Below are 23,973 nucleotides of genomic sequence, written 5' to 3'. Positions count from 1 at the left end.
GCATATATAGTATAGGTTTTTTGTTTTATTTATGATTAAATACGCTACCATTCCCCGTAGAAATTCATTAAATTTGTGCTTCTTGGTTTTATAATAAACTATTGTCGCCCGGAGAAGTCTATACTGAGCGAAGTCGAAGTACAGTCAAAGGGATAAACTTTAAACCTAATTTTTTTAATGTCGAGTATAATTCAATTACTTCCGGATCATGTTGCCAATCAAATTGCTGCTGGCGAAGTCGTTCAAAGACCCGCTTCGGTAGTCAAAGAATTGCTCGAAAACGCGGTAGATGCCAGAGCAACGGATATCAAACTAATTATTAAAGATGCCGGAAAAGCATTGGTTCAAGTCATTGACAATGGTTTAGGGATGAGTGTTACTGATGCGCGTTTGTGTTTTGAGCGCCATGCTACCTCCAAAATCCGTCATGCCGAAGATTTATTTTCACTGCATACCAAAGGGTTTCGTGGCGAAGCATTAGCATCTATTGCGGCAATTGCCCATGTGGAAATGAAAACCAAACAAGATCAGGAAGAACTTGGAACCCATATTATTGTTGAAGGCAGTAAATTCGTATCTCAAGAGGTAGCTGTTTTGCCTAAAGGAACTTCATTTGCCGTGAAAAACTTGTTTTTTAATATTCCAGCACGACGGAATTTCTTAAAGTCGGACACCGTAGAATACCGCCATGTAGTGGATGAGTTTCAGCGTGTGGCTTTGGCTCATCCAAAAATACATTTTACATTTTATCACAACGGCAGTGAAATGTTCAACTTGCCTCCATCAACTTTACGACAACGAATTGTGAATATTTTTTCAGGTAAAACCAATGAAAAATTAGTTCCGGTTCAGGAAGAAACTGAAATTGTAACAATTCAAGGATTTGTAAGCAAACCAGAATTTGCCAAAAAAAATCGTGGAGAACAATTTTTCTTTGTCAATGACCGTTTTATAAAAAGCGGTTATTTGCATCATGCGGTTATGGCTGCCTATGACGGAATCTTGAAAGACGGTGCGCAGCCCAGTTATTTTTTATATTTGTCAGTGCCACCCAACACTATTGATATCAATATTCATCCCACTAAAACGGAAATTAAGTTTGATGACGAACATGCTTTATATGCTATTTTACGATCTTCAATAAAGCATAGTTTGGGCCAGTTTAATGTGGCTCCAGTATTAGATTTTGATCGCGATTCAAATTTAGATACGCCGTATCATTACAAAGATTTAGAAGGTGCTACACCGACGATTCAGGTAGATGGCAACTTCAATCCGTTTTCTGAAGAAAAACCCAGTAAGCAATTTTCCAGTTATAGAAAACCAGAACCAACCGCTAATTGGGAAAGTTTATACGTAGGCTTAAAACAGGATACGGATGAAATAGGGCATTTGACTTTCGAAAATGAAGAAGTTACCTCGTCTTTATTTAATGACGAAGAAGTGGAGCATTCTGTTCATAAAACGTATCAAATACATAAAAAATATATTGTTTCCTCCATCAAATCCGGAATGGTAATTGTCGATCAGCAGCGGGCGCACCAACGTGTTTTGTATGAACAGTTTTTGGTCAATATGACGGTTAATCAAGCCTCAAGTCAGCAGTTATTATTTCCTTTGAACCTATTTTATTCGTCAAGCGAAATGGAGCTTATCGGGGAATTACAATTATCATTAATGAATACCGGATTTGTTTTTGAAGAAAATAATACCGATCATATTGTTATTTCAGGAATACCGGTAAATGTAACGGAGAGTGAAGTTTCACTGGTTTTAGAACAATTATTAAGTGATTTGCAGGACGGAATACCAGAAAGCAGTTTCAGCCAGAACGATACGATTGCCAAATCGATGGCCAAAAGTTTAGCCGTGAAAACAGGAACACACCTGACAGAAAAAGAACAGGAAAATTTGGTCAACGGACTTTTTGCCTGTAAAGACCCAAATGTTTCCCCATTCTATAAACCCACTTTCATCACCATGCGTGTGGAAGATTTAGATAAAAAATTTGCATTATGAGAAACGTTACTGAAACCGTAAAACAATTAATTATTATCAATGTATTGTTTTTTGTAGGGACACTGATTATAAAAGAGCCCGCCTATAAAATATTAGCATTGTATTTTCCGGAAAACCCAAGTTTTCAATTGTGGCAACCGGTGACGCACATGTTTATGCATGGCGGTTTTATGCATATTTTTTTCAATATGTTTGCGTTATATTCTTTTGGATCTGCTTTAGAGCAAATGTGGGGAAGTAAGAAATTCTTATTTTTCTATGTTTCCTGCGGATTAGGTGCAGCGTTGTTGCATACCGGAGTCAATTATTACTATTTTCAAGACGGATTGAATACGCTAATGGCTAATGGTTTTTCTAAACAAGAAATTTTGCAAATTTTGAACGAAGGTAAGATTGATACCAGATGGCAGGAGATCTTAGCGGTTTCTGATTTTCAGAATTTCACAAGTGCCTATGTAGGTACTGCAGTGGGAGCCTCTGGCGCTATTTATGGAACGATAGTAGCCTTTGCCTTTATGTTTCCTAATGCTGAGTTGTCTTTGATGTTTATTCCTGTACCCATAAAAGCAAAGTATTTTGTTCCGGGTTTAGTGTTAATCGATTTGTACCTGGGTATTTCAGGAAAATCAATTTTTGGTGGTGGCGGAATTGCCCATTTTGCCCACGTTGGTGGCGCCTTATTTGGTTTTATTATTACGTGGTACTGGAAGAAAAATCAGTTCAATAAGAACCGTTGGAATTAAAAGTCTAACAGCTTTTAAAGTAGTATATAACCTAAACAGCAGCTCTTAAATCCCAATTAACTTATGAATATTATCGACGACCTGAAATTACAATACAAAATGGGAGGAATAGTGACTCAGCTACTCTTTTGGAATGTCGCTTTGTTTGTGCTTCCGTGGTTGTTTTTTGCACTTTTATCCGTGTTGAGTGTCCATATTGATCATGTTCAATATGTGAGTTTGTCGTCTAATCCGTTGGATTTGCTCTGGAAACCATGGTCGTTGCTTTCGTATGCTTTTTTTCACAGCGGCATCATGCATATTGTTTTTAATATGATTGTTTTGAATTTTTCAGGCAGATTGTTTATGACGTTTTTTACCTCCAAACAGTTGTTGGGCTTGTATCTTCTGAGTGCCATTTTTGCGGGGATTTGTTATATTCTGGTGTTTTATGTTTTAAATATCAATGCACCAATGGTAGGGGCTTCAGCTGCTATCATGGGTATTTTAGTAGCTGTTACAACTTATTATCCGTTGATGAGCGTACAGCTTTTGATTATTGGAAATGTCAAATTATGGCATATAACCGCTGTAATTATTATTATTGATTTGATGCAGCTGCGTTCCGAAAATATGGGTGGACATATTTCTCACCTTTCCGGAGCTCTTTTTGGTTTTATTTTTATTAAATTGCTTCAAAATGGAACGGATTTAAGTACAGTTGTATCTCGTAGTTTAGATTTTTTTACAAATTTGTTTCGTAAAAAACCTACTACACCGTTCAAAAAAGTACACAAAAATTACCGTAAACCTGTTGAAAAAACGGCTTCAAAAATAATTGAAAAAGATAAAGCACAGCAACAGATTGATGAGATTTTAGATAAAATCAGCCAGTCCGGTTACGATAGTTTGACTAAAGAAGAGAAAGAGTTCTTGTTTAAAGTAGGTAAATAAGCTTTTTAAAGTGGTTAACATTTTTGTTTAAATATAAAATATAGAAAAAAATGAAAAATCTTTCATGGTTTAATAAAGGAATGTTTTTTTTGAACATAGTCCTTACCCTTGTGACTTTTACTGCCTATGTTTTGCCTTTTCTAGCCCCTAAATCGTTTCCTTTTTTGTCAGTTTTGACACTTTTTATGCCTCTTTTTTTTATATTAAACGGCTTGTTTTTTATGTATTGGGCCATACAATTCAAAAAACAGTTGATTGTATCGGGTTTAGTATTATTGATTGGCATTACTTTTATAAATAAATTCTATAAGTTTTCAGCACCGGAAGTAATTAAAGAAGAAAAAGATTTTACTATAATGAGCTACAATGTGCGCTTGCTAAATGTTTTTAAGTGGATCGATAGAGATGATGTGCCCTCAGATATTTTAAACTTTATAAATGATAAGAATCCAGATATAGTGTGTATTCAGGAATTTTCATCTTCGGGTAATATTGATTTAAAGGTATATCCACATCGTTATATTTTTATGAATGGTGATAAAATTAAAACAGGACAAGCAATATTTTCAAAATTTCCAATCCTTAATCAAGGGAAAATAACGTTTCCTAACTCCAGTAATAATGTGATTTTTGCTGATATAAAAAAAGGAAAGGACATTATCAGAGTCTATAACATGCATTTACAATCTATCAAAATTTCTCCCGATGTAGATGAAATTGATGAAAATATTGAGGTCATTAATCAACAAAAATCGCAAATGCTTTTTATCAGAATCAGCAAAGCGTTCAAACAACAGCAACAGCAAGCAGAGATTTTTAAGGAACACAAAATGAAATGTATTTACCCTACAATTATTTGCGGAGATATGAATAATAGTGCGTTTTCTTACGTGTACCGTAACATAAAGGGCAACATGAAAGACAGTTTTGAAGAAGCCGGAACCGGTTTTGGAGAGACGTATAAATTCAGGTATTACCCGGCCAGAATTGACTATATTTTTGCCGATGAGAAAATGTCAGTAAAGAAATTTGAAAACTTTCCTCGATTTATTAACTCGGATCATTTTCCTATTATGGCACGATTGTCTTATGAGTAGCAAGTAGAAAAATGCTTTATTTGATAATCAATTCTTGTTTTTTTAAATAATCCATCGCGTATTTTCCTTCATTAAACAGCAAATCCAGAACACTCAAATTGTTGATAAAACCATGTTTATCATCAAAAACCTGTGTGTAGTTTTCAAATATCGAAAGATCTTTTTTTCCGTTGACCAAAGCTCTTAAGTCGGTAGTTGTCTCGGTATCAACCTCGTGAAAGTATTCCGTGGTTGTAGTGTAATCCAGTTTTATTCGGAAACATTTGGATAGAAGGGCTACAATTTCAAAATTTAAATCCAATAAAAATAGTTGTTTTTTTTCAAAAATGGGCCGAATATCATCTTCAAAATATTCAAAAAAAGGAGAATTTCTATAAGCTGCTTTTAGTGATTTGAAATGTTGTTTCTGCCAGTCAAAATCAGTTTCTATCCTGATGTCTTTTGTTTATGTTCAATTTTTCAACTTGATATTATTTTAAAAAATCCAATAAAGAAATATATAAACATTTACAATCTGTTGATAATTAGAAAACTGTGTTTTTTTTTTAACTTGTTCTATTCTCATTAAGTTATTAATAATAGTGCAAAATAAAACACTTGTAAAGTAATTACTACAGATATTTTTTTATTACTTTCATTTATGTAATTTTTTCTATAGTAGCTATTTATCTGATTCTTGTTTCTTTTACGAAATTAATTTCAGAATATATTTATAAAAATTCTCTAAAAAAGTTCTCATATAGAAGAAAAATTGTATGTTTGTGAAAATCATTAACTTATCTTTAATTTTGAATTTTTCAATAATGACAAATAAAGTTTATAAAATTCAAAAAGTAATTGCAGAAATTATTTATCTTTTTTTAATTTTCTTTTTTTGCTATACTGCGGTAAATAAGTTAGTGAAATTAGATTCCTTTAAAAACAATTTAATTAAAACTACTTTGTTTAGCAAAGATTTAGCAGATGTATTTTCTGTTGTAATTATTGCTTTAGAAGTTTTTATAATTTTGATATTAATGTTTTGTAAAAAGAAAGGTCTTTTGATTTTTGGCTTCACAATGTTAATTTTTACTTTATATATTTCCTTGCTAAGATTCAAAGGATTGTATGAAGTTTGTGGTTGTGGAGGTGTATTAAATGGTCTTAAATACCAATATCACTTATTGATCAATGTAGTTTTAACTATTGGTTCTTTGTATTCTTTTTACATATTTAATATTATTGATGATGAAAAATAAATTTCTAGTAGGTGTGGTTACTTTTTTTACTGCTATAATTCTTAGTGTAATTGTCCTTAATATTTTTGATTCAAGTACTAAAAAAGATTATTTTTTTGATAGAAAATTTGTAGCTGAGAGTCCACTAAAATTTGATAAAAAGTTTGAAAAAATGAATAGTAGTGAATACATAATGTATATCCCTTCCGATTATTCATTAGTAGAACGTGATAAAATGGTTATTGATGCTGAAAAAGCTGAATATAAATTTTATTTTTCGGATTTGGTTTTTACAAAAATAGTTACAAAAACGGCCATATTACCGAATTTTTGCAGCATCATATTATATGATAAAAATCGGCTTTTTTATATTGTTAAGTTTCAATTATTTGTATATGATTTTGAAACAAAAAAATCAAAAAAAATTGGTTCAAACAATTTCAAAGCATTTTCGTTAAAAGTAATTCCTAATTCAAAAACTAAATTTTTATGTTTTGGCGAATCATTTGAAAATAGCAGTTATAATACAGGTTTCCATATTATTGATATAGATACTAATGAAATATTTTCTACTAAAATTCTTCAAAATAATGATCAAAGCGAAATGACAAAAAATTGTTTGATTTATTCGGGTAATTTTACTAAGACATATGATAAAAATATAATTGCTTATGCTTGTGATAAATATTCTAAAATTTATTTTTTTGATAGTAATGGCTTATTTACCAAAGAACTAAATACAAATGATAATGTACCATTACCAGATATATTGACTAATCAAAAAGGATATAATTTTTATAGTAGAGGAGGTACTTGGGCTACTAATGTAGGTATGTTTATGAAAGATGGTGATATTTTTGTGTTCTCAGCAAGATCAGATGATAATAATACGATAATAATAGACCAGTACTCTTATTATACATTGCAATATGTGCAGAGTTATAAATTGAATTACAATAATTTGAACTCTAAAAGAATCATGAATGTTTTTATCGATAAGGATAAAATTATTCTTGTTTTTGAATTTAATTATGCATCCTTTACATTCTCGAGATATATAAGATGATTTATTTATTAACTAAAAAATTTTTCAACATGAAAAACTATTTGAAATTTGTTGTTGCAGTGTTCGGAGTAACAATTGCAACTTTTGGAACGATTACTAATGCTACTGCTAAAATTGCACCGATTGATAATTCTTGCGATAACAGTATTAAAAATTGTGGTACTACACCTGATGGACAAAATATAACAGGAAATTACTCTTAGCGGTGTAGGCATTTAAACTACTAAATATTCATTAAACCTTTCCTAGTGATTTTTTACTAGGAAAGGTTTTAATATAAAAAAAAATGAAAAATTATTTAAAATTTATATTTGCAGTTTTCGGAATAACAATTGCAACTTTTGGATCCATTACTGATGCCACTGCTAAAATTGCACCTATTATGGATGGATGTGATAACAGTAGTAGGACTTGTGGTACAACACCTGATGGGGCAACTATAACAGGAAATTGTACTGCTATGCAATCGGAATAAATATTTGGGCTTAGTTTAAACATTTTCTTAAAAATTCCCGATACTTTTTAATAGGGAATTTTTTTTACTTTTATTTTTATAAATAAAATTATTTTATGAACTCAAAAATATTTATTTCTGTTGTGTTATTACTTATTTCTGGAAGTATTTTTTCTCAACTAAAGATTAACATTTCAGGAAAAATTTCTGCGGCTAATGTAAATCTACCAGATGCAATTGTAGAATTGAAAGTTAATGGAACTTCAAGATTTGTCCTAGCAAATAATAAAGGTTTATATGAATTTCTAGATATTAATTATGTTGAAACTGACAGTTTGTCTTTGAGAGTGAAATATTTGGGTTATAAACAATATGTGCAACTATTAAAAAATGTACAAAAGAACAATGTTTTTGATGTAAATATGACTTCCAGTGAGCCCGAAAATTTAAAGGAAGTCATAGTGAATACTAAAGAAAAAATAATCAATTCGGCTCGGAAATCATCGTATAAAATAGATTCAAAAGATTTTATAAAAAACGCCAAAGTGGGAGAAGTTTTGAATACAGTTCCTAATGTCTATATTGATCAGCAAGGTGAAAGTGCTATTGTTGACGGTACTTTAATCGCAAAAATATTTATTGATGGAATAGAAATGATGCCCAAAGAAGTTAACATGATTGATGCCGCTGATATTGACAGAGTAGAAGTAATGAACAATCCATCGGCAGTTTATGGAACTGAATTTTTGGGAGCCGTCATAAATATTATTACCAAAAAGAAAACAGAAGAATTTATTAAAGGAAGTCTAGGTGCTATAAGCGGTATAAGTAATGATTTTTGGGCTTTAAATCCTTCTTTGTCTTATAAAAGAGGAAGATTTATTATTAAATCAAATTACCAATATTTGCAAAACACTCAAAAGATAGATTATAGTTCTACAAGATTTGATAATAATGGTTCTTTTTATCAAAATAATGTAAATAATTCGAGAAACATTCAACAAAACTATAACAGTCGAATAGGTATTAAATTATCAGAAAAATCAAATATTACATTAACTAATAGCCTTTACGGATATAAATTTATAAGTAAGGCTAATGGCTTGTCGATTTTAAATAATGATGCTCCTGATTATTTTTTAAAAAATAATGAAAATAGTACGAAAACTTGGAAAATAGCTTCTGTTTACAATTATAGAATTAAGGAAAATAAAATTTTTTTTGTTAAAAGCTCTTATTCAATTTATGACAAAGGAGATCGTAGTACATTCAATTATAGTAATGGGGACTCAGATTTTTTTAATATTCATTCAAAAAATAAAGAATTTTCAGTGGATGTTGATTATGAAGCCGAAGAATTGACTATTATGAAAAGGAAAATGGGATTTTATTCTAATTTAAAATTTATCAATAGGAATTTTAATTTTTCAAATACAGATTTTTATATCAATCAGAACGTAATTAGTGGTTCAACAGAATTGGATACGGAATGGTCTGAAAAATTTTCTACTGAAATGGCACTTACTCTTGAAAACACATCTAATTTTAATGCCACTTTGAATCAAAATTATAGTTTGATTTTACCAACATTTAATTCGATTTATCATTTTAATAATAAAATTGATGTTAAATTTAGCTATTCCAGAAAAGTTTTGAGACCAAGTGCCAACGATTTGAATGATGCGGTGCTGATTATATATCCCGGTGTAGCAAGGCAAGGAGACTCTAATTTAGATCCACAAATAAGGAGTTATAATTCAATTACGTTAAGCAAAGGTGCTAAAGCTGATAATTATTCTTTGAAGTTCTATAATGAATCCATTAATAATGCCATTACGGATGTATATAGAACGCAAGGAAATTTGTTAATTCAAACTCTTGATAATGCTGCAAAATACAATGCTGTAGGTCTGAATATGGGTATTAGGACAAAATTATTCAAAAAAGTGATGGCCAATCTTAGTTCAGGATTTGATTATAATACTTTTGAAGACAATAGTTCTTCAGCAGTCATCAAAAAAAATAGTGGCTATACTTTTAGAGGGAACATCTTTCTGAGCACCACATTGTTTAAGGATAAACTATCAATTTCCTTTTCAGGAAGACAAGATGGTCCAAATTATTCTTTATTGTCAAAAAGAATGACGAACCCTTATTTAGATTTTACTTTAAGCACAAACGTATTTAAAGATAAATTAAATATTAGTTTATATGGTAAAAATTTACTGGGGAAAATAGCTAGTGGTTTTTCTGACATAAGTACAGACACTAATTTTTACCAAAGAATAGATACGAGCAATAATTCTTCAAATTTATTGTTGACTTTGACTTATAATTTTGGCAAAAAATTTAATGATAAAATTGATGATAATGACATCAATAATAATGATGTTAGACGTTAATTAAAATCTCTGATTTTTTTAAATAATCCATCGCGTATTTCCCTTCATTAAACAGCAAATCCAGAACACTCAAATTGTTGATAAAACCATGTTTATCATCAAAAACCTGTGTGTAGTTTTCAAATATCGAAAGATCTTTTTTTCCGTTGACCAAAGCTCTTAAGTCGGTAGTTGTCTCGGTATCAACCTCGTGAAAGTATTCCGTAGTTGTAGTATAATCCAGTTTTATTCGGAAACATTTGGATAGAAGGGCTACAATTTCAAAATTTAAATCCAATAAAAATAGTTGTTTTTTTTCAAAAATGGGACGAATGTCATCTTCAAAATATTCAAAAAAAGGAGAACTTCTGTAGGCGGCTTCCAATGATTTGAAATGCTGTTTTTGCCAGTCAAAGTCGGTTTCGATTTTGATGTCTTTAGTTTTTTGATGACTTTCTTTTGAATGCTTCACGGGAATATTCAACAGCTGAATCCCATTGGGACTATAAATATAAGCGCGGTTGCGATTGGTTTGTTTCTGAAAATTATCTGCAACCTCAAAGGTGATGCTCTCCGATTGTACCATGGCAGCAAAATTGCTAATCGAGGGGAAGTAAGTTGGGTGTATGAGAATATTCATATTTGTCTAAAGTTTTTAAAGTTATAAAGTCCAAAGTCATAAAGTTAGATTAGATTCTAACTTGATGACTTTCGACCTTGAAACTTTGGACTAATTTTTTGCCTCTTTTCTTTTTTTCCAAAAATATTCTCCTACGAAGAAAATAACGAGTCCTAACAGGAATAATTTAAAATACGACTGCGGTTGCCCTTCACCGCTAACCGTTGTGAAAACCCTGTCCCAGCGTACTTTTTCTAATCCTTTGCCATTAGGATCGATACTGAGCCATATAAATATAGGTTTCCCTACAATGTGATTTTCGGGTACAAATCCCCAATAACGACTGTCTTCAGAGTTATGACGGTTGTCTCCCATCATCCAGTAATAATTTTGTTTGAAGGTGTATGTTTTTACAACGGCACCGTTTAATCTGATTTCGTTTCCTGTAACCTTTAGATCATTTTTTTTACCATCCTCATTCATTTCATAATCAGTAATGATTGCTTTGTAGAAAGGCAGCGTTTCAGTGGTTAACGCAACCGTTTTTCCTTTTTCCGGAATGTAAATCGGGCCAAAATTATCACGATTCCATTTATTGATATGCGGGAAGATTGTGTTGTCCGCATCCTTTGCTATCTGTCTGATTACAGCCGTGATACCTGGTGTGTTTTTTAATCGTTCTGCACCTGCTTCAGTCAAGGCACTCAGAAAAAGGGTGTCTCTTTTTGTTTGATCTATAAATCCAGCAGGATCCGTCACATCTAAATCCTTAAATATTGATTCAAAATCGATAGGTGTTTTTCCGTCCAGAGCTACTTTATAGGAGAACTGTGGTTTAGCTCTTTCGGGCATTTGCAAGAGTTTGCCATCAATATAAATCATGCCATCCTTTATGGACAAGCTGTCTCCGGGTATTCCCAGACATCTTTTTACATAATTCGATTTCTTATCAACGGGCTTGTAGGCACGTCTTTTTGAAGTATCAAAAAATCTATAAACGGTATCAACCGGCCAGTTGAACACAACAATATCCGTACGATCAATATTCTGAATGCCGGGCAGTCTCATGTACGGCAATTGTGGCCAGATGAGGTATGATTTACTTTTTGTCAAAGGAATAGAGTCGTGTACCATTGGGAATGCTACTGTGGTCATGGGAACTCTCGCGCCATAATTCATTTTGCTTACAAATAGAAAATCACCGACTAATAAGGATTTTTCTAAGGAGGAGGTAGGGATGGTATACGGTTGAATGAAATAGGTATGAACAACTGTGGCTACAATTACAGCAAAAAGCAAGGAGCTAATAGTGTCTGCCGTTTTGTTTTCAGGACTAAGGCTTCTGTCAGCATTATAATTTAATTTTTGGGTATAATTAATGTAGTATATATATAATCCAAAAGTAATTATTCCCAGAAAAGTATCTAATCCGGATCGTTTTCCAAAACTGCGTAGCGTTTCTACCCAGATTACCGGAAATACAATGAGATTGATGATTGGAATAAATAGCAATACAGTCCACCAAGTGGGACGCCCTATTATTTTCATTAAAACAATTCCATTGTAAACAGGAATAGCGGCTTCCCAACGTTTTCTGCCGGCGCTCTCATATAGTTTCCAAGTTCCTAAAAAGTGAACAATCTGGACTAGCAGAAAAAATACAAACCATTGGTATACTGACATAGTTTTTTGTTTAAAGTTTGAGATTTAAGATTGTTTCGCTAGAAATGTACTCAAACAGGTGAATAATTTTATTTTAATTCTAATACATCTTTCATTGTGAAAACGCCTTGCTTTCCTACAATCCATTCAGCGGCAATGACTGCCCCAAGCGCAAATCCTTCACGATTGTGCGCGGTGTGCTTCATTTCGATTGCATCCACAGCAGAATTGTAATTAACGGTATGCGTGCCAGGTATTGTACCAATTCTTTTGGCTTTTATAGGAATTTGTTTTTCCAGTTCGTTTGGGCTCAAGTGATTTGCTTCCGGTTTTTCTAAGGTCCAGTTGGTGTAAGAACTATTTGCAAGTATTCCGTTGGCCAATGAAATAGCAGTTCCGCTAGGTGTATCCAGTTTTTGGGTATGATGAATTTCTTCAATCGCTACTTTGTACGTGTCAAATTTCGACATGATTTTAGCCAGATATTCATTGAGTTCAAAGAAAATATTTACTCCTAAACTAAAGTTAGAACTGGAAATAAAAGCGCCTTTTTTTTGATTGCAAAGTGCCACCATCTCCTCATACTGTTCCAGCCATCCTGTGGTTCCTGAAATAACGGGCACATTGGCCTGGAAACAACTGGAAATATTGCTCACTGCAGCAGTTGGAACACTGAAATCAATAGCCACATCAGCTGCTGAAAGTCCATCAAAAGTGTTCTTTTCTTCTTTTTTCAAAACGATTTCATGCCCTCTTTCCAGTGCAATCCGTTCAATTACCTGACCCATTTTTCCGTATCCTAAAAGCGCAATTTTCATTTTTTATTATTTTTTGAATAGTGTACAATTCCTATTAGTAGTAATCCTATTAAAAGACCGGCGATAAAACCAGAAAAGAAATCATTCATTCGGATCGAATCAAACGCTTTAATTTCTGAATAATTCACTAAGGTGAGCAGCAGTAAAACGGTAGTGAGGATAAAAAAATATTTCTTTCCTATTTTAGTACCTAATAACATAAGCAGCGGTTCTTTTTTTGTATTTAAGCTTTCCGGTTTTGTGTCTAAAACTGATAATTAAATGTTAGTCCTACATTCGTCTTAAATGTTACATTATCTGGATAAAGAACGGGTCTTACGGATAAGTTTTCATCAACATTAAATTGTAATAAAGCTGCATCTACATTCGCATCAAGAATATTCAGGGCGTAAAAGGCAATTGTTATCAAAGCGGACAAATCACGATTTCGCTGGTAAAATTTTTGGCCAGCAATTAATCGATTGTTGTCTAAGAATGCTAAATCGTCAGTGGTGTAGCCTTCTAGGCGACTTTTATAGGCGTCTCTGTATTGGTGGTATTTTTTATTACTGTCGATGTAAAAGTAAAGACTGGTTCCTATGGCGCCATAAACCAGCGGTATTTTCCAGTATTTTTTATTGTAAGCCTGGCCTAATCCCGGTAAAATTGCAGAGAAAAAAGCAGCTTTTGCTGGGGTCAACGGATCAATGTCATTTGATTTCAAAGTGTCTTTTGCCACCAAAACCGCCTCAGTTCCCGTTTGGGAAAAAACAGTGTGATTTCCTAAAGTGAAAAGAAGCAGACTTATGAAAATGATTTTATGCACTATTCGTTTATTAGTTTAATGATTCTTTTGAAGTCTTCTTCAGAGTGAAATGGAATTGTGATTTTTCCTTTACCATTTCCGGCTACTTTCACATCGACTTTAGTTCCAAAATAATTTGTAAAAGCGCTCTTTTGAGTATCTGCAATTTCAAAGGAGGCAGTTTTTGGTTTTCCGGCGACTTTAGGTTTTAAACTTTCCTGATAGTTTTTTACCAAAGCTTCCGTATCACGAACCGATAGATTTTGACTGACAATTTTTTGATAAATATCAGTTTGAATATCCTGGTCTTCAATATTGATTATCGCACGACCGTGACCCATACTGATAAAACCATCTCGAATTCCGGTTTGGATTATCGGATCCAGTTTCAAAAGCCTCAAATAATTAGCAATAGTAGAGCGTTTTTTCCCTACTCGCTCACTCATTTGTTCCTGAGTCAGTTGAATCTCATCGATCAAACGTTGGTAGGATAAGGCAATCTCAATAGGATCTAAATCGTGGCGCTGAATATTTTCGACTAAGGCCATCACCAGCGATTCGTTGTCATTTGCAATCCGAATGTACGCAGGAACAGTAGTCAATCCCACAAGGGTAGAGGCACGAAGACGGCGTTCTCCTGAAATCAATTGGTATTTATTGAAATCTAGTTTTCTAACAGTGATTGGTTGAATAACACCTAATTCCTTGATAGAAGTTGCTAATTCCCGCAATGATTCCTCATTGAAATTGCTTCTGGGCTGGAACGGATTTATTTCAATAGCTTCAATATCAAGCTCAATAATGTTTCCTACAACTTTATCGGCATTTTTATCATTTACGGATTTTATATCGTTTTCCGGATCTTTCAATAACGCAGATAATCCTCTTCCCAGGGCTTGTTTTTTTAGTGCTTTTGCCATAAAACTATTTGCTGTTTTTCTTTATAACTTCTTGAGCTAGATGCAGGTAATTGGTAGCTCCTTTGCTTGTTGCATCGTAGTTTATAATGCTTTCGCCAAAACTGGGTGCTTCACTCAATTTGACATTTCTTTGAATAATAGTGTCAAAAACCATGTCGTTAAAATGTTTCTGAACCTCTTCAACCACTTGGTTTGACAAACGCAAACGGGAGTCAAACATGGTCAATAATAATCCTTCGATATCTAAATCCGGATTGTGAATTTTTTGGATACTTTTTATGGTATTCAGTAATTTCCCTAGTCCTTCTAATGCAAAATATTCACACTGAATAGGAATAATTACGGAGTCAGCGGCCGTCAACGCATTTAAGGTAAGTAATCCCAATGATGGCGCACAATCTATGATAATATAGTCGTAATCGTCTTTGATACTTTCTAATGCTAGTTTAAGCATATATTCTCTATTCTCCTTATCGACTAATTCAATTTCAATAGCAACAAGATCAATATGCGATGGAATCACATCCACGTTTATAGCAGAACATTTTATGATGGCCTCTTTTGGTGTGTGACTGTGTTCTAAAATTTGATACGTACCTATTTCTACGGATTCCACGTCAATACCCAATCCGGAGGACGCATTAGCCTGAGGATCAGCATCAATAAGTAATACTTTTTTTTCTAAAACACCCAATGAAGCAGCAAGATTAACTGACGTAGTAGTTTTGCCAACCCCTCCTTTTTGATTAGCAATCGCGATGATTTTGCCCATTTATTTTTCTAAATTTTGAACCGTAAAAATACAATTATTTATGGTTTCTAAAAATCTATTTTGTTAACATTTGTTAATGCTTGATTAGTCGCTATTTGACCATTCCTGTTTTGAAAACGAATTTCATTTTATGGGAGCTATTTCAGCTGTGCACTACAATCCCGATTGTTCGGGACTTGAGTTGCAATGTGGGCTAGGGGAAGTTGTGGATTCATTCTGCTTTGAAAAAATATTTTTATTTAGATTTTTATATTGATTTTCCAAATAAATAATTTTAGTTCTTAATTTCAGCAATAGTTTTGCTAAAGCAAAAAATAATGCTATCTTTGCACCCGCTTACGGGGTGTAGCGTAGCTCGGTTATCGCGCCTGCTTTGGGAGCAGGAGGCCGCAGGTTCGAATCCTGCCACCCCGACAAAAGCCGAACAAGTGTGTTCGGCTTTTTTTATTTTATAAATATGTACATTGTATACATAATTCAGAGTGAAATTACTTTTAAATATTATATTGGTCAAACGGACCATCTTACAAATAGATTATACCGGCATAATTCTGGATTTAGTTTGTCTACAAAATCTGGGAAACCATGGTGTTTGATTTATGAAGTTGAACTTCCAACACGATCAGAGGCAATGATTTTAGAGCATAAAATAAAAAAAAGAGGAGCGAAAAGATACTTGGCAGACGTAGGTTTCTTTAAATAAATAGTTAGTGGCTCGGATATAGCGTCCCGCAATGGCGGGAAGGCCGCAGGTTCGAATCCTGCCACCCCGACAAAAGCCGAACAAGTGTGTTCGGCTTTTTTTATTTTATAAATATGTACATTGTATACATAATTCAGAGTGAAATTACTTTTAAATATTATGTTGGTCAAACGGACCATCTTACAAATAGATTATACCGGCATAATTCTGGATTTAGTTTGTCTACAAAATCTGGGAAACCATGGTGTTTGATTTATGAAGTTGAACTTCCAACACGATCAGAGGCAATGATTTTAGAGCATAAAATAAAAAAAAGAGGAGCGAAAAGATACTTGGTAGATGTAGGTTTCTTTAAATAAATAGTTAGTGGCTCGGATATAGCGTCCCGCAATGGCGGGAAGGCCGCAGGTTCGAATCCTGCCACCCCGACAAAAATCCATTCTGTCTCAACAGAATAGATTTTTTTATTAAAGCATAACAAAAACTGATACTTCCAGTTCTTTATTCCAGCAATAATATCTTATTTTTGCACTGTTAAATCCAAAAAAAACATCACTATGTCTGATACAATCGAAAAAATTAAATGTCTTATTATAGGTTCTGGTCCAGCAGGGTATACTGCCGCTATTTATGCTGCTAGAGCAAATATGAATCCTATTTTATACCAAGGAATGCAACCGGGTGGCCAACTAACGACTACTAACGAAGTAGAAAATTGGCCTGGTAATCCTGAAGGGATAACGGGTCCGGAGATGATGGTAGGATTGCAAGCACAAGCGCAACGTTTTGGTACGGATGTACGTGATGGTTGGGCTACAAAAGTAGATTTTTCAGGAGATATTCATAAAGTTTGGATCAATGATACAATAGAATTGCATTGCGAAACAGTAATTATTTCTACCGGGGCAACCGCTAAATATTTAGGCATGCCATCTGAACAACACTATTTAAAGATGGGTGGCGGAGTTTCGGCATGTGCCGTCTGTGATGGATTTTTCTATAGAAATCAAGAAGTAGTAATCGTGGGTGCAGGAGATTCAGCTTGCGAGGAAGCACACTATTTATCTAAACTTTGTAAAAAAGTAACCATGTTGGTGCGAAGCGAAAAATTCAGAGCATCGAAAATCATGGAAGAGCGCGTTCGCAAAACAGAGAATATCACCATATTGATGAATCATGATACTGTTGAAGTGTTAGGAGATGAGCAGGTTGTTACCGGAGTAAAAGCTTTAAATAAAACAACTAATGAAGTTTTTGATATTCCTGCCACTGGTTTCTTCGTAGCTATTGGTCACAAACCAAATACAGATATCTTCAAAGATTTCATTTCATTAGATGAAACGGGTTATATTATCAACACTCCCGGAACTTCAAAAACGAATGTGGCAGGCGTTTTTGTGGCAGGTGATGCCGCGGATCATGTGTATCGTCAAGCAATAACTGCAGCCGGAACAGGTTGTATGGCCGCTCTTGATGCCGAAAGATATTTGGCCGCTAAATAATCATAGTTAGGAAAGTTAATATTGAAAAAGTCCCATTTGCCATAGCAAGTGGGACTTTTTGTATAACATCAATCCGGTTTTTCTCCCTCTCTTTTGGAGAGGGTTGGGGAGAGGATTATTTCAATTTTTTCGCCAATTGAGCTTCATCAGTAAATTTCCGTATTTCTATTGTTGGGCTACCCAGAAGTTGAATTTCAGATTTGCCAGCGGCATCAATAATTACCGCCGTCTCCACAAATAAACTGCAGTTGGAATAACTTTCAGCTATTATGTCTGCATTTTTTGTATTGAATTTATTTCCGGTGAATGAGGCATTGTTATCCAGTCGAATCCGCATATTTGTGGCATTTCCTTCTAGGGTTGCAGCTGATTTTTGGTACAAATCTACCTTTAAATCAATTGTGGTAACTAAGGCTTTAAGTGTTGCATTTTTGCTTAATTCGACAGTACTGTTTTCAGATTTTAAATTGAGTTCTGTTTTTGATTTGTCATCTGCCTGAAGTAAGAAATCCGTTGCGTTGACATTCACGAATAATTTGGAGGCATCATAGGCTTTTAGTGTAATGGTGTTTAACAAAAGCTCCTGTATCGCATTGACGGTCGATTCATCTTTGGCGGTAATGAGGTTTAATTCATTGGTATAGGTCACTCTTACAATCATTTTTTTATAGTTAACAGCTGATTTTGTTGTATAAATACGCAAGGTGTTGTCTTTTAAATCCAAAGAAATAATACCATGTAAGTTATCATCAGCCTCAATTTTTAGGGCTGTTTTTTCTCCTCTTTCCAGATGGACTTCTAGATTGTCTTCGACCAGCAGCGCTTCAAAATTGCCGACTTCTCTTTGCTCAACAGTCACTGTTTTTGATCCTTTTATTTTTTCTTTTTTCTGAGCAAATAGCAATGTAGTTGATACAAGCAGCAGGAGTATAACAGTATATTTTTTCATGGTCATTTAAATTAGTGTCTACACAAATATAAAAAAATCATCCACTTGTGATGGATGATTTCTTTATATTTTAACAAAAGTATATCTTATTCTTGGCTGATGCTCCCGCCTGAACTGGTATTTTTCTGAATCGATTTTGGCTGTATGTCGTACGTGATGTTTCCTCCGCTGGATGCCTGAGCATTTAAGCTAACGATAGGATGAACGCTAATGGACGCACCGCTGGAAACATCGGCACTAACTTCATTTGTTAATAATTTATCAGCGTTGATTTCACTACCACTTGATGCAGTTGTTTTAATCTGTAGCGCTTTCCCATTAATCGTAATGGTACTTCCGCTACTGGTGTCACAAGTAATATTGTCAGATTCGATGCTTAAATCTATCGATGCTGCACTCGAAGTATTCAATCGGATGTTCTCCCCTTTCAGGGTGTTTTTGCTCGTGATAGTCGAGCCGCTTGTTGCTTCTAATTCATCAATAACAGGCATTTTTACTGTCACTTTTTTTGATTTCATGTTGATGAAAGAATTTTTATCACACGAAATAACAAGTGTTCCATTTTCTACTTTGGTAGTGATGTGTTTTTGTAAATTATCATCTGCTTGAACAATTATTTCAATTTTATCAGATTGTTCTATAACGACATCTATGGCATTGTTAACCTCTATGCTTTTGAAAGCACCTTCAACAAGCCGCTTTTCTGTGGTGATATTTCCGCTTCCTTCTATTGCATTGAAATTAATGGAGTGGTTGCACGAACCGAATAACAAGGCTGTTAAGGCAACCAGAATGAACTTTGTAATTAAGGTGATGATTTTCAACATGACTAATTCGTTTTAATGATGATCCCGTCTTTATTTATTTTCAATCCTTTATTGGTTTTGTTTGATTTTAGGGTGTCTTTCTCTATAGTAACGCCATTGTTATTTATGGTAACCGTAACATCCGTGCTATCGTCTCGAGCGGTGCTATATACATCATTATACTCGTTTTCATCAGCGGGACAATTTAAACATTTTATTTGAGAATTTTCTACTTTGTAAATGTAATTATCTGAACTGTAGTGTAAATTGAAAAATTCATCATCAGATCTGTCGTAATTTTGTACAGAGGCATCTGGTTTTAATAACGTTCCTTCAGGTACAAATACTGTTATTTCTATTTCTTGATCTCTGTATTTATTTTTTAAATCAGTAAGTAAATAGTTGTCTAAAATCAATTGATTGCCTATTATTTTATAACCGTATTTAATTTGTTCGGCTCTTCGTTTTGCCTCTGATAACGATTTTCCTCTTGCTTCTTTTTCAATCTGAATATAAGGCAGTTTCTCCTCTGTTTTTTCGATTTTAAAACTAACTTCATTCGAATAAATAATATCTGTTCCGGTAGAATCTTGTGTTACCATGAAATCATTACGGTCTTCCACATTTTTAGCAAAATAATCATTGTGTTTGAATTTAATTAAAAGGGTATCATTTGGATTTAAATTAAGGGTTTCTTTCTTAACCACTCTCCCATCTACGGCAAATGCACTGGCCTGTTTTATTCCAATTGATATTGCTAATGCTACTGCAATTAGCCATAATGCAAACAGCGTATATTTTGCAATATTTCCAATAGACTTCATGTTTGGGGCCAATAGCTTGAACCCTAATAATGCTAAGAAGAAGAACGGGATTCCAACAGCAAAGAACATTAACAATCCAAAAGCCCATATTGGATAATCTGTAAAATTACCTGCTTCTATAAAACCTTGCCAAGGAAAATCAATAAAAATTCCGGAACCTAATGTGAAAATACCTATTAACAAAAAAAACAGTATTGTTATTCCTGTAATAATCAAAATTACCCCTAAAAATTTCGCGAAAATTTTAAAAATAGTCATGATAAAGTCGCTAAAAGAGCTTCCAATTTTCCCGACACCTGTTTTTATCTGGTTGCCATACTTGTCGTAATCCACACTTTTTATTTTGTCTGAAACATTTTCAAATTCTTCTCTAACTTTTTTTTCAATGTTAGAAATCGTAACCGGTTCCCCAGTCATTTCCAGTTTTTCAGTGGTAGTAATCGCTTCCGGAGTTACAATCCAAAGAATGATGTAGGCGAGAATTCCAGTTCCAAATCCAGCAAAAACCAATAAGATAAGAACGATTCTGATCCACACAGCATCTACACCAAAATAATGCCCTAATCCTGCGGCTACTCCGCCAATCATCCCTTTTTCTTTGTCGCGATATAGTTTTTTAGTTCGTCTATTTGAGTGGTCACTAAAACTTTGAGAACCCTTCAAGTCATCTTCAATGATGTAATCTTCCGGTTGTCCCATTACGGCGATAACGGCATCTACATCTTTCAAACCAATAACGTATTTGTCTGTTTTTTGTTTGTCATTTAATAATTCCGAAACACGCATTTCAATATCCTTGATGATTTCATCATGTCCAGACGAATTGGATATAGAACGTTTTATAGCATCAAAATAGCGCGTCAATTTTTGGTATGCATCTTCATCGATGTGAAAGAACATTCCGCCTAGGTTTATATTTACAGTTTTGTTCATGACTATTGTTTTTGGTTGGTTATTAGGTTTACGGCATCGGACAATTCCGTCCAGGTACCATTCAATTCGTTTAAAAAAGTTTGTCCAATTTCGGTCAAGCCATAATATTTTCTTGGAGGTCCTGAAGTGGATTCTTCCCAACGGTAGTTGAGCAATCCATCGTTTTTTAATCGCGTCAGCAGTGGATAAATGGTTCCCTCCACGACTAATAATTTTGCGTTTTTTAATGTGTCCAATATTTCCGATGTGTAGGCTTCTTTTTCTTTTAAAACGGATAGGATGCAAAACTCGAGAACACCTTTACGCATCTGGGCTTTTGTGTTTTCAATGTTCATAATTTCTTTTTTTGATTTTAGTGTTGATTAAACGGTTCATTTTTTGATTGCCGTGCCAGTTCTCCTTTCTGGCTCGGGTGATGATTTGTCATTGCGAGGAACGAAGCAATCTCGTATTGCATGATTCTCTTTTTATTTTTTCGGAGCTTATTCCTGCTTTCCACTTTATCTTTACTTGCTTAAAGAAAGCAAGTAAAGGATGTCGTTTCAATCAGGGCTAGTTTGTTCGCTCTATGTATTACGTCTGTTCTCTTTTAATCTGACTGCTTCCTTATTTAAGGAACGGAATCGTTATTGGATATTTGTATTTTTCTCCGTTTGATGTTTTAATCGAGGCATAAATAATCAAGAAGAATTCAGCCACTTTCAAAAGTCCGAAAATCAGAACGCAAATTAATCCAACCGTTAATAGTGCAATGTTGTCTTCAAGGTTGAAATTCGAAAGTGTAATGTCGTTATGATGTATCAATGATTCGAAAGAAACATTTTTGAAAGCCGAAATAAGAAATGAAGGAATTGCAATCATAATCAGCACCAAAGAGTAGATCAATAAACTCAATTGAAAATTCAACACTTGTTTTCCGTGGTGATCCACAAATTCAGATTCCTCTTTCTTGGTTGTCCAAAGAATAATTGGAAAAATATAATTTCCAAAAGGAATGAAATACTGCGTTAAAGTACTTAAATGCGTAAATGTCGCGATGTTTTTTTCAGTTGTTGTTTCCATGATTAAAAGTATATAGTAATTTCTTATGCAAATATATATCTAAAAGATAGTATCTTGTTACGCATAGTACCAAAAATTAACACAACATTAACAAACAATTTTTGTATGTACGCATAGTATTTTTTTGTAATTTAGCAAAAAACCTAGCGGTAATAAACGCGCCTAAATTCAAAATCCAAAGAATAATACAGAATGGCGACACTCTATTCCCATAAAAACAAACAGTAGCTACCTATGAAACTTACAGCCTCTAAACTTAATAAATTTTTGTTTTTCAAATTACCTTCGGCATTTATCTGTGGCGTACGCGTAAAAACCATAGACGAGAACCAATGTATAGTTTCTGTAAAACACCGTTGGATAAACCAAAATCCATTTAACTCGATGTATTTTGCCGTGCAAGCCATGGCTGCAGAGCTTGCCACGGGTGCTTTAGTAATGTTTCAAATTCAAAAAAGCGGCAAAAAAATCTCGATGCTTGTTGCGAATAACAAAGGAAATTTTACCAAGAAAGCTACCGGTAGAATCACTTTTACCTGTAATGACGGCCATTTAATAGAAAAGGCGATTCAAGAAACCATTGCTACAGGAGACGGACAAACGTTTTGGATGAAATCCATTGGAACCGATGAAAAAGGAATTCAAGTATCCGAAATGGATTTTGAATGGAGTGTGAGGGCCAAATAAATAAATCTTTTTTAAACACTTATTCACAATCGAATCTCTTTCGTGAAGCGACCATTAAGCAGAATTAGAATTTTTGGTTTAAATAGGTTCTTTTTTTTGTGAAATTAGAGTACTGTTTTTTGGCTTTATCTAATAGTTCAAAACCCAGAATAAATTTGAACCCCGGAATGTGTATTTAGCTTTTGATCTGAATGAATTGAATACCCGTAGGCGTTTTAATGCGGGCGTTTATTAAATTGATAGGTACCCCGCTTTTAATTGTATATCAGCGCTATCAAGATTAATAATACAATCTAAAATCGAGTAGCTGACAAAGGGCAAAGTGCTTTTCATGTAATTCGGTAACAATATCTACAACATTATCTTGCTCTTCAAATAAGCTAAAAAAAGCTTTGTCTATGGCACAGCTTGTTAATGTATTGGATGGTGCTCCATATCCGGAAACGGCACGTGCTCCAGTGATATCTAAAAAGTATTGTGCTTCTTCCGGGCTTAAGTCCAATACCTTTGCATTTGCAAAATGTAAAATTTTTCCTTTCATTTTTCCTTCAAAAAGCTCGGCTATTTCCTCTAAACTATAGTAATAGTCATTGAGACAAATGGTGTTTCTTTCGCCTGGCATCACTAAGTAGATTATTTCATAATTTTTAAAATTATGGTCGTCATAAAGCAATGCATTTAAGCTTTCTTCTAACCCCTCAATGGTATCACAGGTTTTGTAAATACTGGTTATACCTTGTTCAAAAGCCAATTGCTCTAAGTTTTTAATCACTTCAGTTGTGGTGGTAATTTCTGTATTAGGAACGGCTTCCAGGCAGAAAATAAAGGTATCAGAATCCATTAAATTCTGGGTGTTCGGATGGTTCATTAGTTACGAATTATTTATTGGTTCCAATAATTGTTAAAACGAGATCCTTTAGTCTATTTTGTTTATAGCTTCTAAAAAATTTGTGATTGTTATTTGCTCAATGTTGTGGGCACAGTTTACAAAACTGCTTTCGATAGCGGATTTTCAATCCGTA

At 33.8% G+C, this 23,973-nt stretch carries 25 protein-coding genes, 1 tRNA gene and 1 pseudogene; 14 read left to right on the top strand and 13 right to left on the bottom strand.

Going from position 1 to position 23,973, the window contains the following annotated elements; genetic code table 11:
* The first annotated feature begins 177 nt into the window (after positions 1 to 177).
* From mutL to EKL96_RS09715, 4 genes are all read left to right on the top strand, one after another.
* Positions 178 to 2,019, top strand: a complete 1,842-nt coding sequence (gene mutL, locus EKL96_RS09730; RefSeq protein ID WP_126461478.1) for a DNA mismatch repair endonuclease MutL — start codon at positions 178 to 180, stop codon at positions 2,017 to 2,019.
* Complete coding sequence (locus EKL96_RS09725; protein WP_126461475.1) at positions 2,016 to 2,762, top strand: rhomboid family intramembrane serine protease; 747 nt, start codon at positions 2,016 to 2,018, stop codon at positions 2,760 to 2,762. Before mutL ends, EKL96_RS09725 begins: the two co-directional genes overlap by 4 nt.
* Before the next feature lie 63 nt (positions 2,763 to 2,825).
* Positions 2,826 to 3,695, top strand: a complete 870-nt coding sequence (locus tag EKL96_RS09720; RefSeq protein WP_126461472.1) for a rhomboid family protein — start codon at positions 2,826 to 2,828, stop codon at positions 3,693 to 3,695.
* Positions 3,696 to 3,745: 50 nt separating this feature from the next.
* Complete coding sequence (locus EKL96_RS09715) at positions 3,746 to 4,792, top strand: endonuclease/exonuclease/phosphatase family protein (protein WP_126461469.1); 1,047 nt, start codon at positions 3,746 to 3,748, stop codon at positions 4,790 to 4,792.
* A 16-nt stretch (positions 4,793 to 4,808) separates the two neighbouring features.
* Here EKL96_RS09715 and EKL96_RS09710 read toward each other — a convergent pair.
* A pseudogene (locus tag EKL96_RS09710) lies at positions 4,809 to 5,237 on the bottom strand (WbqC family protein); the annotation flags it as partial.
* Positions 5,238 to 5,553: 316 nt separating this feature from the next.
* Between EKL96_RS09710 and EKL96_RS09705 the strand changes: the two are divergent.
* From EKL96_RS09705 to EKL96_RS09690, 5 genes are all read left to right on the top strand, one after another.
* Complete coding sequence (locus tag EKL96_RS09705) at positions 5,554 to 6,030, top strand: MauE/DoxX family redox-associated membrane protein (RefSeq protein ID WP_126461463.1); 477 nt, start codon at positions 5,554 to 5,556, stop codon at positions 6,028 to 6,030.
* Complete coding sequence (locus EKL96_RS09700; RefSeq protein ID WP_126461459.1) at positions 6,020 to 7,075, top strand: hypothetical protein; 1,056 nt, start codon at positions 6,020 to 6,022, stop codon at positions 7,073 to 7,075. Before EKL96_RS09705 ends, EKL96_RS09700 begins: the two co-directional genes overlap by 11 nt.
* Before the next feature lie 29 nt (positions 7,076 to 7,104).
* Positions 7,105 to 7,278, top strand: coding sequence for a hypothetical protein (locus tag EKL96_RS14210; protein WP_158615225.1), 174 nt, complete (start codon positions 7,105 to 7,107; stop codon positions 7,276 to 7,278).
* A gap of 83 nt (positions 7,279 to 7,361) precedes the next feature.
* Entirely contained in the window at positions 7,362 to 7,550 is a 189-nt protein-coding gene (locus EKL96_RS09695) for a hypothetical protein (protein ID WP_126461456.1), read from the top strand.
* A 95-nt stretch (positions 7,551 to 7,645) separates the two neighbouring features.
* Entirely contained in the window at positions 7,646 to 9,931 is a 2,286-nt protein-coding gene (locus EKL96_RS09690; protein WP_126461452.1) for a TonB-dependent receptor, read from the top strand.
* On the opposite strand, the gene EKL96_RS09685 is transcribed toward EKL96_RS09690, so the two are convergent.
* From EKL96_RS09685 to EKL96_RS09655, 6 genes are all read right to left on the bottom strand, one after another.
* Positions 9,921 to 10,550 (bottom strand): WbqC family protein, encoded by a 630-nt coding sequence (locus EKL96_RS09685; RefSeq protein ID WP_126461449.1) that lies wholly within the window; start codon positions 10,548 to 10,550, stop codon positions 9,921 to 9,923. The genes EKL96_RS09690 and EKL96_RS09685 overlap by 11 nt on opposite strands.
* A gap of 90 nt (positions 10,551 to 10,640) precedes the next feature.
* Positions 10,641 to 12,212, bottom strand: a complete 1,572-nt coding sequence (gene lepB / locus EKL96_RS09680; RefSeq protein ID WP_126461446.1) for a signal peptidase I — start codon at positions 12,210 to 12,212, stop codon at positions 10,641 to 10,643.
* Between the two features lie 68 nt (positions 12,213 to 12,280).
* Complete coding sequence (dapB, locus tag EKL96_RS09675; protein WP_126461443.1) at positions 12,281 to 13,009, bottom strand: 4-hydroxy-tetrahydrodipicolinate reductase; 729 nt, start codon at positions 13,007 to 13,009, stop codon at positions 12,281 to 12,283.
* A 244-nt stretch (positions 13,010 to 13,253) separates the two neighbouring features.
* The gene (locus EKL96_RS09665) at positions 13,254 to 13,814 is read right to left on the bottom strand and encodes a DUF5683 domain-containing protein (RefSeq protein ID WP_126461437.1); all 561 of its coding nucleotides are present in this window, start codon (positions 13,812 to 13,814) and stop codon (positions 13,254 to 13,256) included.
* Complete coding sequence (locus EKL96_RS09660; protein WP_126461434.1) at positions 13,814 to 14,713, bottom strand: ParB/RepB/Spo0J family partition protein; 900 nt, start codon at positions 14,711 to 14,713, stop codon at positions 13,814 to 13,816. The genes EKL96_RS09665 and EKL96_RS09660 overlap by 1 nt, the downstream gene beginning before the upstream one ends.
* Positions 14,714 to 14,717: 4 nt before the next feature.
* Positions 14,718 to 15,485: a ParA family protein gene (locus EKL96_RS09655; RefSeq protein ID WP_126453649.1), complete on the bottom strand. Its 768-nt coding sequence runs from the start codon at positions 15,483 to 15,485 to the stop codon at positions 14,718 to 14,720.
* Positions 15,486 to 15,824: 339 nt separating this feature from the next.
* On the opposite strand from EKL96_RS09655, the gene EKL96_RS09650 reads away from it, so the two are divergent.
* The 4 genes from EKL96_RS09650 (at position 15,825) to trxB (ending at position 17,690) form a co-directional block, all read left to right on the top strand.
* Positions 15,825 to 15,899 (top strand) — tRNA-Pro (locus EKL96_RS09650).
* Between the two features lie 43 nt (positions 15,900 to 15,942).
* Positions 15,943 to 16,188 carry a GIY-YIG nuclease family protein gene (locus EKL96_RS09645; protein WP_126461431.1) on the top strand — a complete coding sequence of 82 codons (246 nt, stop codon included), beginning with the start codon at positions 15,943 to 15,945 and terminating at the stop codon, positions 16,186 to 16,188.
* 113 nt (positions 16,189 to 16,301) lie between these two features.
* A complete protein-coding gene (locus tag EKL96_RS09640) occupies positions 16,302 to 16,547 on the top strand; it encodes a GIY-YIG nuclease family protein (protein WP_126461428.1) in 246 nt (81 codons plus the stop codon).
* 198 nt (positions 16,548 to 16,745) lie between these two features.
* Positions 16,746 to 17,690, top strand: a complete 945-nt coding sequence (gene trxB, locus EKL96_RS09635) for a thioredoxin-disulfide reductase (RefSeq protein ID WP_126461425.1) — start codon at positions 16,746 to 16,748, stop codon at positions 17,688 to 17,690.
* Positions 17,691 to 17,805: 115 nt separating this feature from the next.
* On the opposite strand, the gene EKL96_RS09630 is transcribed toward trxB, so the two are convergent.
* The 5 genes from EKL96_RS09630 to EKL96_RS09610 form a co-directional block, all read right to left on the bottom strand.
* Positions 17,806 to 18,639, bottom strand: a complete 834-nt coding sequence (locus EKL96_RS09630; protein ID WP_126461422.1) for a GIN domain-containing protein — start codon at positions 18,637 to 18,639, stop codon at positions 17,806 to 17,808.
* 86 nt (positions 18,640 to 18,725) lie between these two features.
* Positions 18,726 to 19,466 carry a head GIN domain-containing protein gene (locus EKL96_RS09625; protein WP_126461419.1) on the bottom strand — a complete coding sequence of 247 codons (741 nt, stop codon included), beginning with the start codon at positions 19,464 to 19,466 and terminating at the stop codon, positions 18,726 to 18,728.
* Between the two features lie 2 nt (positions 19,467 to 19,468).
* Positions 19,469 to 21,202 (bottom strand): PspC domain-containing protein, encoded by a 1,734-nt coding sequence (locus EKL96_RS09620; RefSeq protein WP_126461416.1) that lies wholly within the window; start codon positions 21,200 to 21,202, stop codon positions 19,469 to 19,471.
* A gap of 2 nt (positions 21,203 to 21,204) precedes the next feature.
* Complete coding sequence (locus EKL96_RS09615) at positions 21,205 to 21,537, bottom strand: PadR family transcriptional regulator (protein ID WP_126456245.1); 333 nt, start codon at positions 21,535 to 21,537, stop codon at positions 21,205 to 21,207.
* Positions 21,538 to 21,808: 271 nt separating this feature from the next.
* Positions 21,809 to 22,264, bottom strand: a complete 456-nt coding sequence (locus EKL96_RS09610) for a DUF4870 domain-containing protein (RefSeq protein ID WP_126456247.1) — start codon at positions 22,262 to 22,264, stop codon at positions 21,809 to 21,811.
* A gap of 234 nt (positions 22,265 to 22,498) precedes the next feature.
* Here EKL96_RS09610 and EKL96_RS09605 point away from each other — a divergent pair, with 234 nt between their 5' ends.
* On the top strand, positions 22,499 to 22,951 hold the full coding sequence (locus EKL96_RS09605) for a DUF4442 domain-containing protein (protein ID WP_126461413.1): 453 nt from the start codon (positions 22,499 to 22,501) through the stop codon (positions 22,949 to 22,951).
* 280 nt (positions 22,952 to 23,231) lie between these two features.
* On the opposite strand, the gene EKL96_RS09600 is transcribed toward EKL96_RS09605, so the two are convergent.
* Positions 23,232 to 23,792, bottom strand: coding sequence for a DUF6642 family protein (locus EKL96_RS09600; RefSeq protein WP_126461601.1), 561 nt, complete (start codon positions 23,790 to 23,792; stop codon positions 23,232 to 23,234).
* Between the last annotated feature and the right edge of the window lie 181 nt (positions 23,793 to 23,973).

It is taken from the genome of Flavobacterium sp. LS1R10 (genome assembly GCF_003968825.1).
In the GTDB taxonomy this organism is placed as follows: Bacteria; Bacteroidota; Bacteroidia; order Flavobacteriales; family Flavobacteriaceae; genus Flavobacterium.
The sequence above is the reverse complement of the archived record's forward strand: the minus strand, read 5'-3'. Positions and strand labels throughout refer to the sequence as shown.

What these genes read in the sequence shown, in the direction of transcription:
- mutL (WP_126461478.1), top strand. Translation starts at nt 178, where the DNA reads ATGTCGAGTATAATTCAATTACTTCCGGATCATGTTGCCAATCAAATT.
- EKL96_RS09725 (WP_126461475.1), top strand. Translation starts at nt 2,016, where the DNA reads ATGAGAAACGTTACTGAAACCGTAAAACAATTAATTATTATCAATGTA.
- EKL96_RS09720 (WP_126461472.1), top strand. Translation starts at nt 2,826, where the DNA reads ATGAATATTATCGACGACCTGAAATTACAATACAAAATGGGAGGAATA.
- EKL96_RS09715 (WP_126461469.1), top strand. Translation starts at nt 3,746, where the DNA reads ATGAAAAATCTTTCATGGTTTAATAAAGGAATGTTTTTTTTGAACATA.
- EKL96_RS09700 (WP_126461459.1), top strand. Translation starts at nt 6,020, where the DNA reads ATGAAAAATAAATTTCTAGTAGGTGTGGTTACTTTTTTTACTGCTATA.
- EKL96_RS14210 (WP_158615225.1), top strand. Translation starts at nt 7,105, where the DNA reads ATGAAAAACTATTTGAAATTTGTTGTTGCAGTGTTCGGAGTAACAATT.
- EKL96_RS09695 (WP_126461456.1), top strand. Translation starts at nt 7,362, where the DNA reads ATGAAAAATTATTTAAAATTTATATTTGCAGTTTTCGGAATAACAATT.
- EKL96_RS09690 (WP_126461452.1), top strand. Translation starts at nt 7,646, where the DNA reads ATGAACTCAAAAATATTTATTTCTGTTGTGTTATTACTTATTTCTGGA.
- EKL96_RS09685 (WP_126461449.1), bottom strand. Translation starts at nt 10,550, where the DNA reads ATGAATATTCTCATACACCCAACTTACTTCCCCTCGATTAGCAATTTT.
- lepB (WP_126461446.1), bottom strand. Translation starts at nt 12,212, where the DNA reads ATGTCAGTATACCAATGGTTTGTATTTTTTCTGCTAGTCCAGATTGTT.
- dapB (WP_126461443.1), bottom strand. Translation starts at nt 13,009, where the DNA reads ATGAAAATTGCGCTTTTAGGATACGGAAAAATGGGTCAGGTAATTGAA.
- EKL96_RS09660 (WP_126461434.1), bottom strand. Translation starts at nt 14,713, where the DNA reads ATGGCAAAAGCACTAAAAAAACAAGCCCTGGGAAGAGGATTATCTGCG.
- EKL96_RS09655 (WP_126453649.1), bottom strand. Translation starts at nt 15,485, where the DNA reads ATGGGCAAAATCATCGCGATTGCTAATCAAAAAGGAGGGGTTGGCAAA.
- EKL96_RS09645 (WP_126461431.1), top strand. Translation starts at nt 15,943, where the DNA reads ATGTACATTGTATACATAATTCAGAGTGAAATTACTTTTAAATATTAT.
- EKL96_RS09640 (WP_126461428.1), top strand. Translation starts at nt 16,302, where the DNA reads ATGTACATTGTATACATAATTCAGAGTGAAATTACTTTTAAATATTAT.
- trxB (WP_126461425.1), top strand. Translation starts at nt 16,746, where the DNA reads ATGTCTGATACAATCGAAAAAATTAAATGTCTTATTATAGGTTCTGGT.
- EKL96_RS09630 (WP_126461422.1), bottom strand. Translation starts at nt 18,639, where the DNA reads ATGAAAAAATATACTGTTATACTCCTGCTGCTTGTATCAACTACATTG.
- EKL96_RS09625 (WP_126461419.1), bottom strand. Translation starts at nt 19,466, where the DNA reads ATGTTGAAAATCATCACCTTAATTACAAAGTTCATTCTGGTTGCCTTA.
- EKL96_RS09620 (WP_126461416.1), bottom strand. Translation starts at nt 21,202, where the DNA reads ATGAACAAAACTGTAAATATAAACCTAGGCGGAATGTTCTTTCACATC.
- EKL96_RS09615 (WP_126456245.1), bottom strand. Translation starts at nt 21,537, where the DNA reads ATGAACATTGAAAACACAAAAGCCCAGATGCGTAAAGGTGTTCTCGAG.
- EKL96_RS09610 (WP_126456247.1), bottom strand. Translation starts at nt 22,264, where the DNA reads ATGGAAACAACAACTGAAAAAAACATCGCGACATTTACGCATTTAAGT.
- EKL96_RS09605 (WP_126461413.1), top strand. Translation starts at nt 22,499, where the DNA reads ATGAAACTTACAGCCTCTAAACTTAATAAATTTTTGTTTTTCAAATTA.
- EKL96_RS09600 (WP_126461601.1), bottom strand. Translation starts at nt 23,792, where the DNA reads ATGGATTCTGATACCTTTATTTTCTGCCTGGAAGCCGTTCCTAATACA.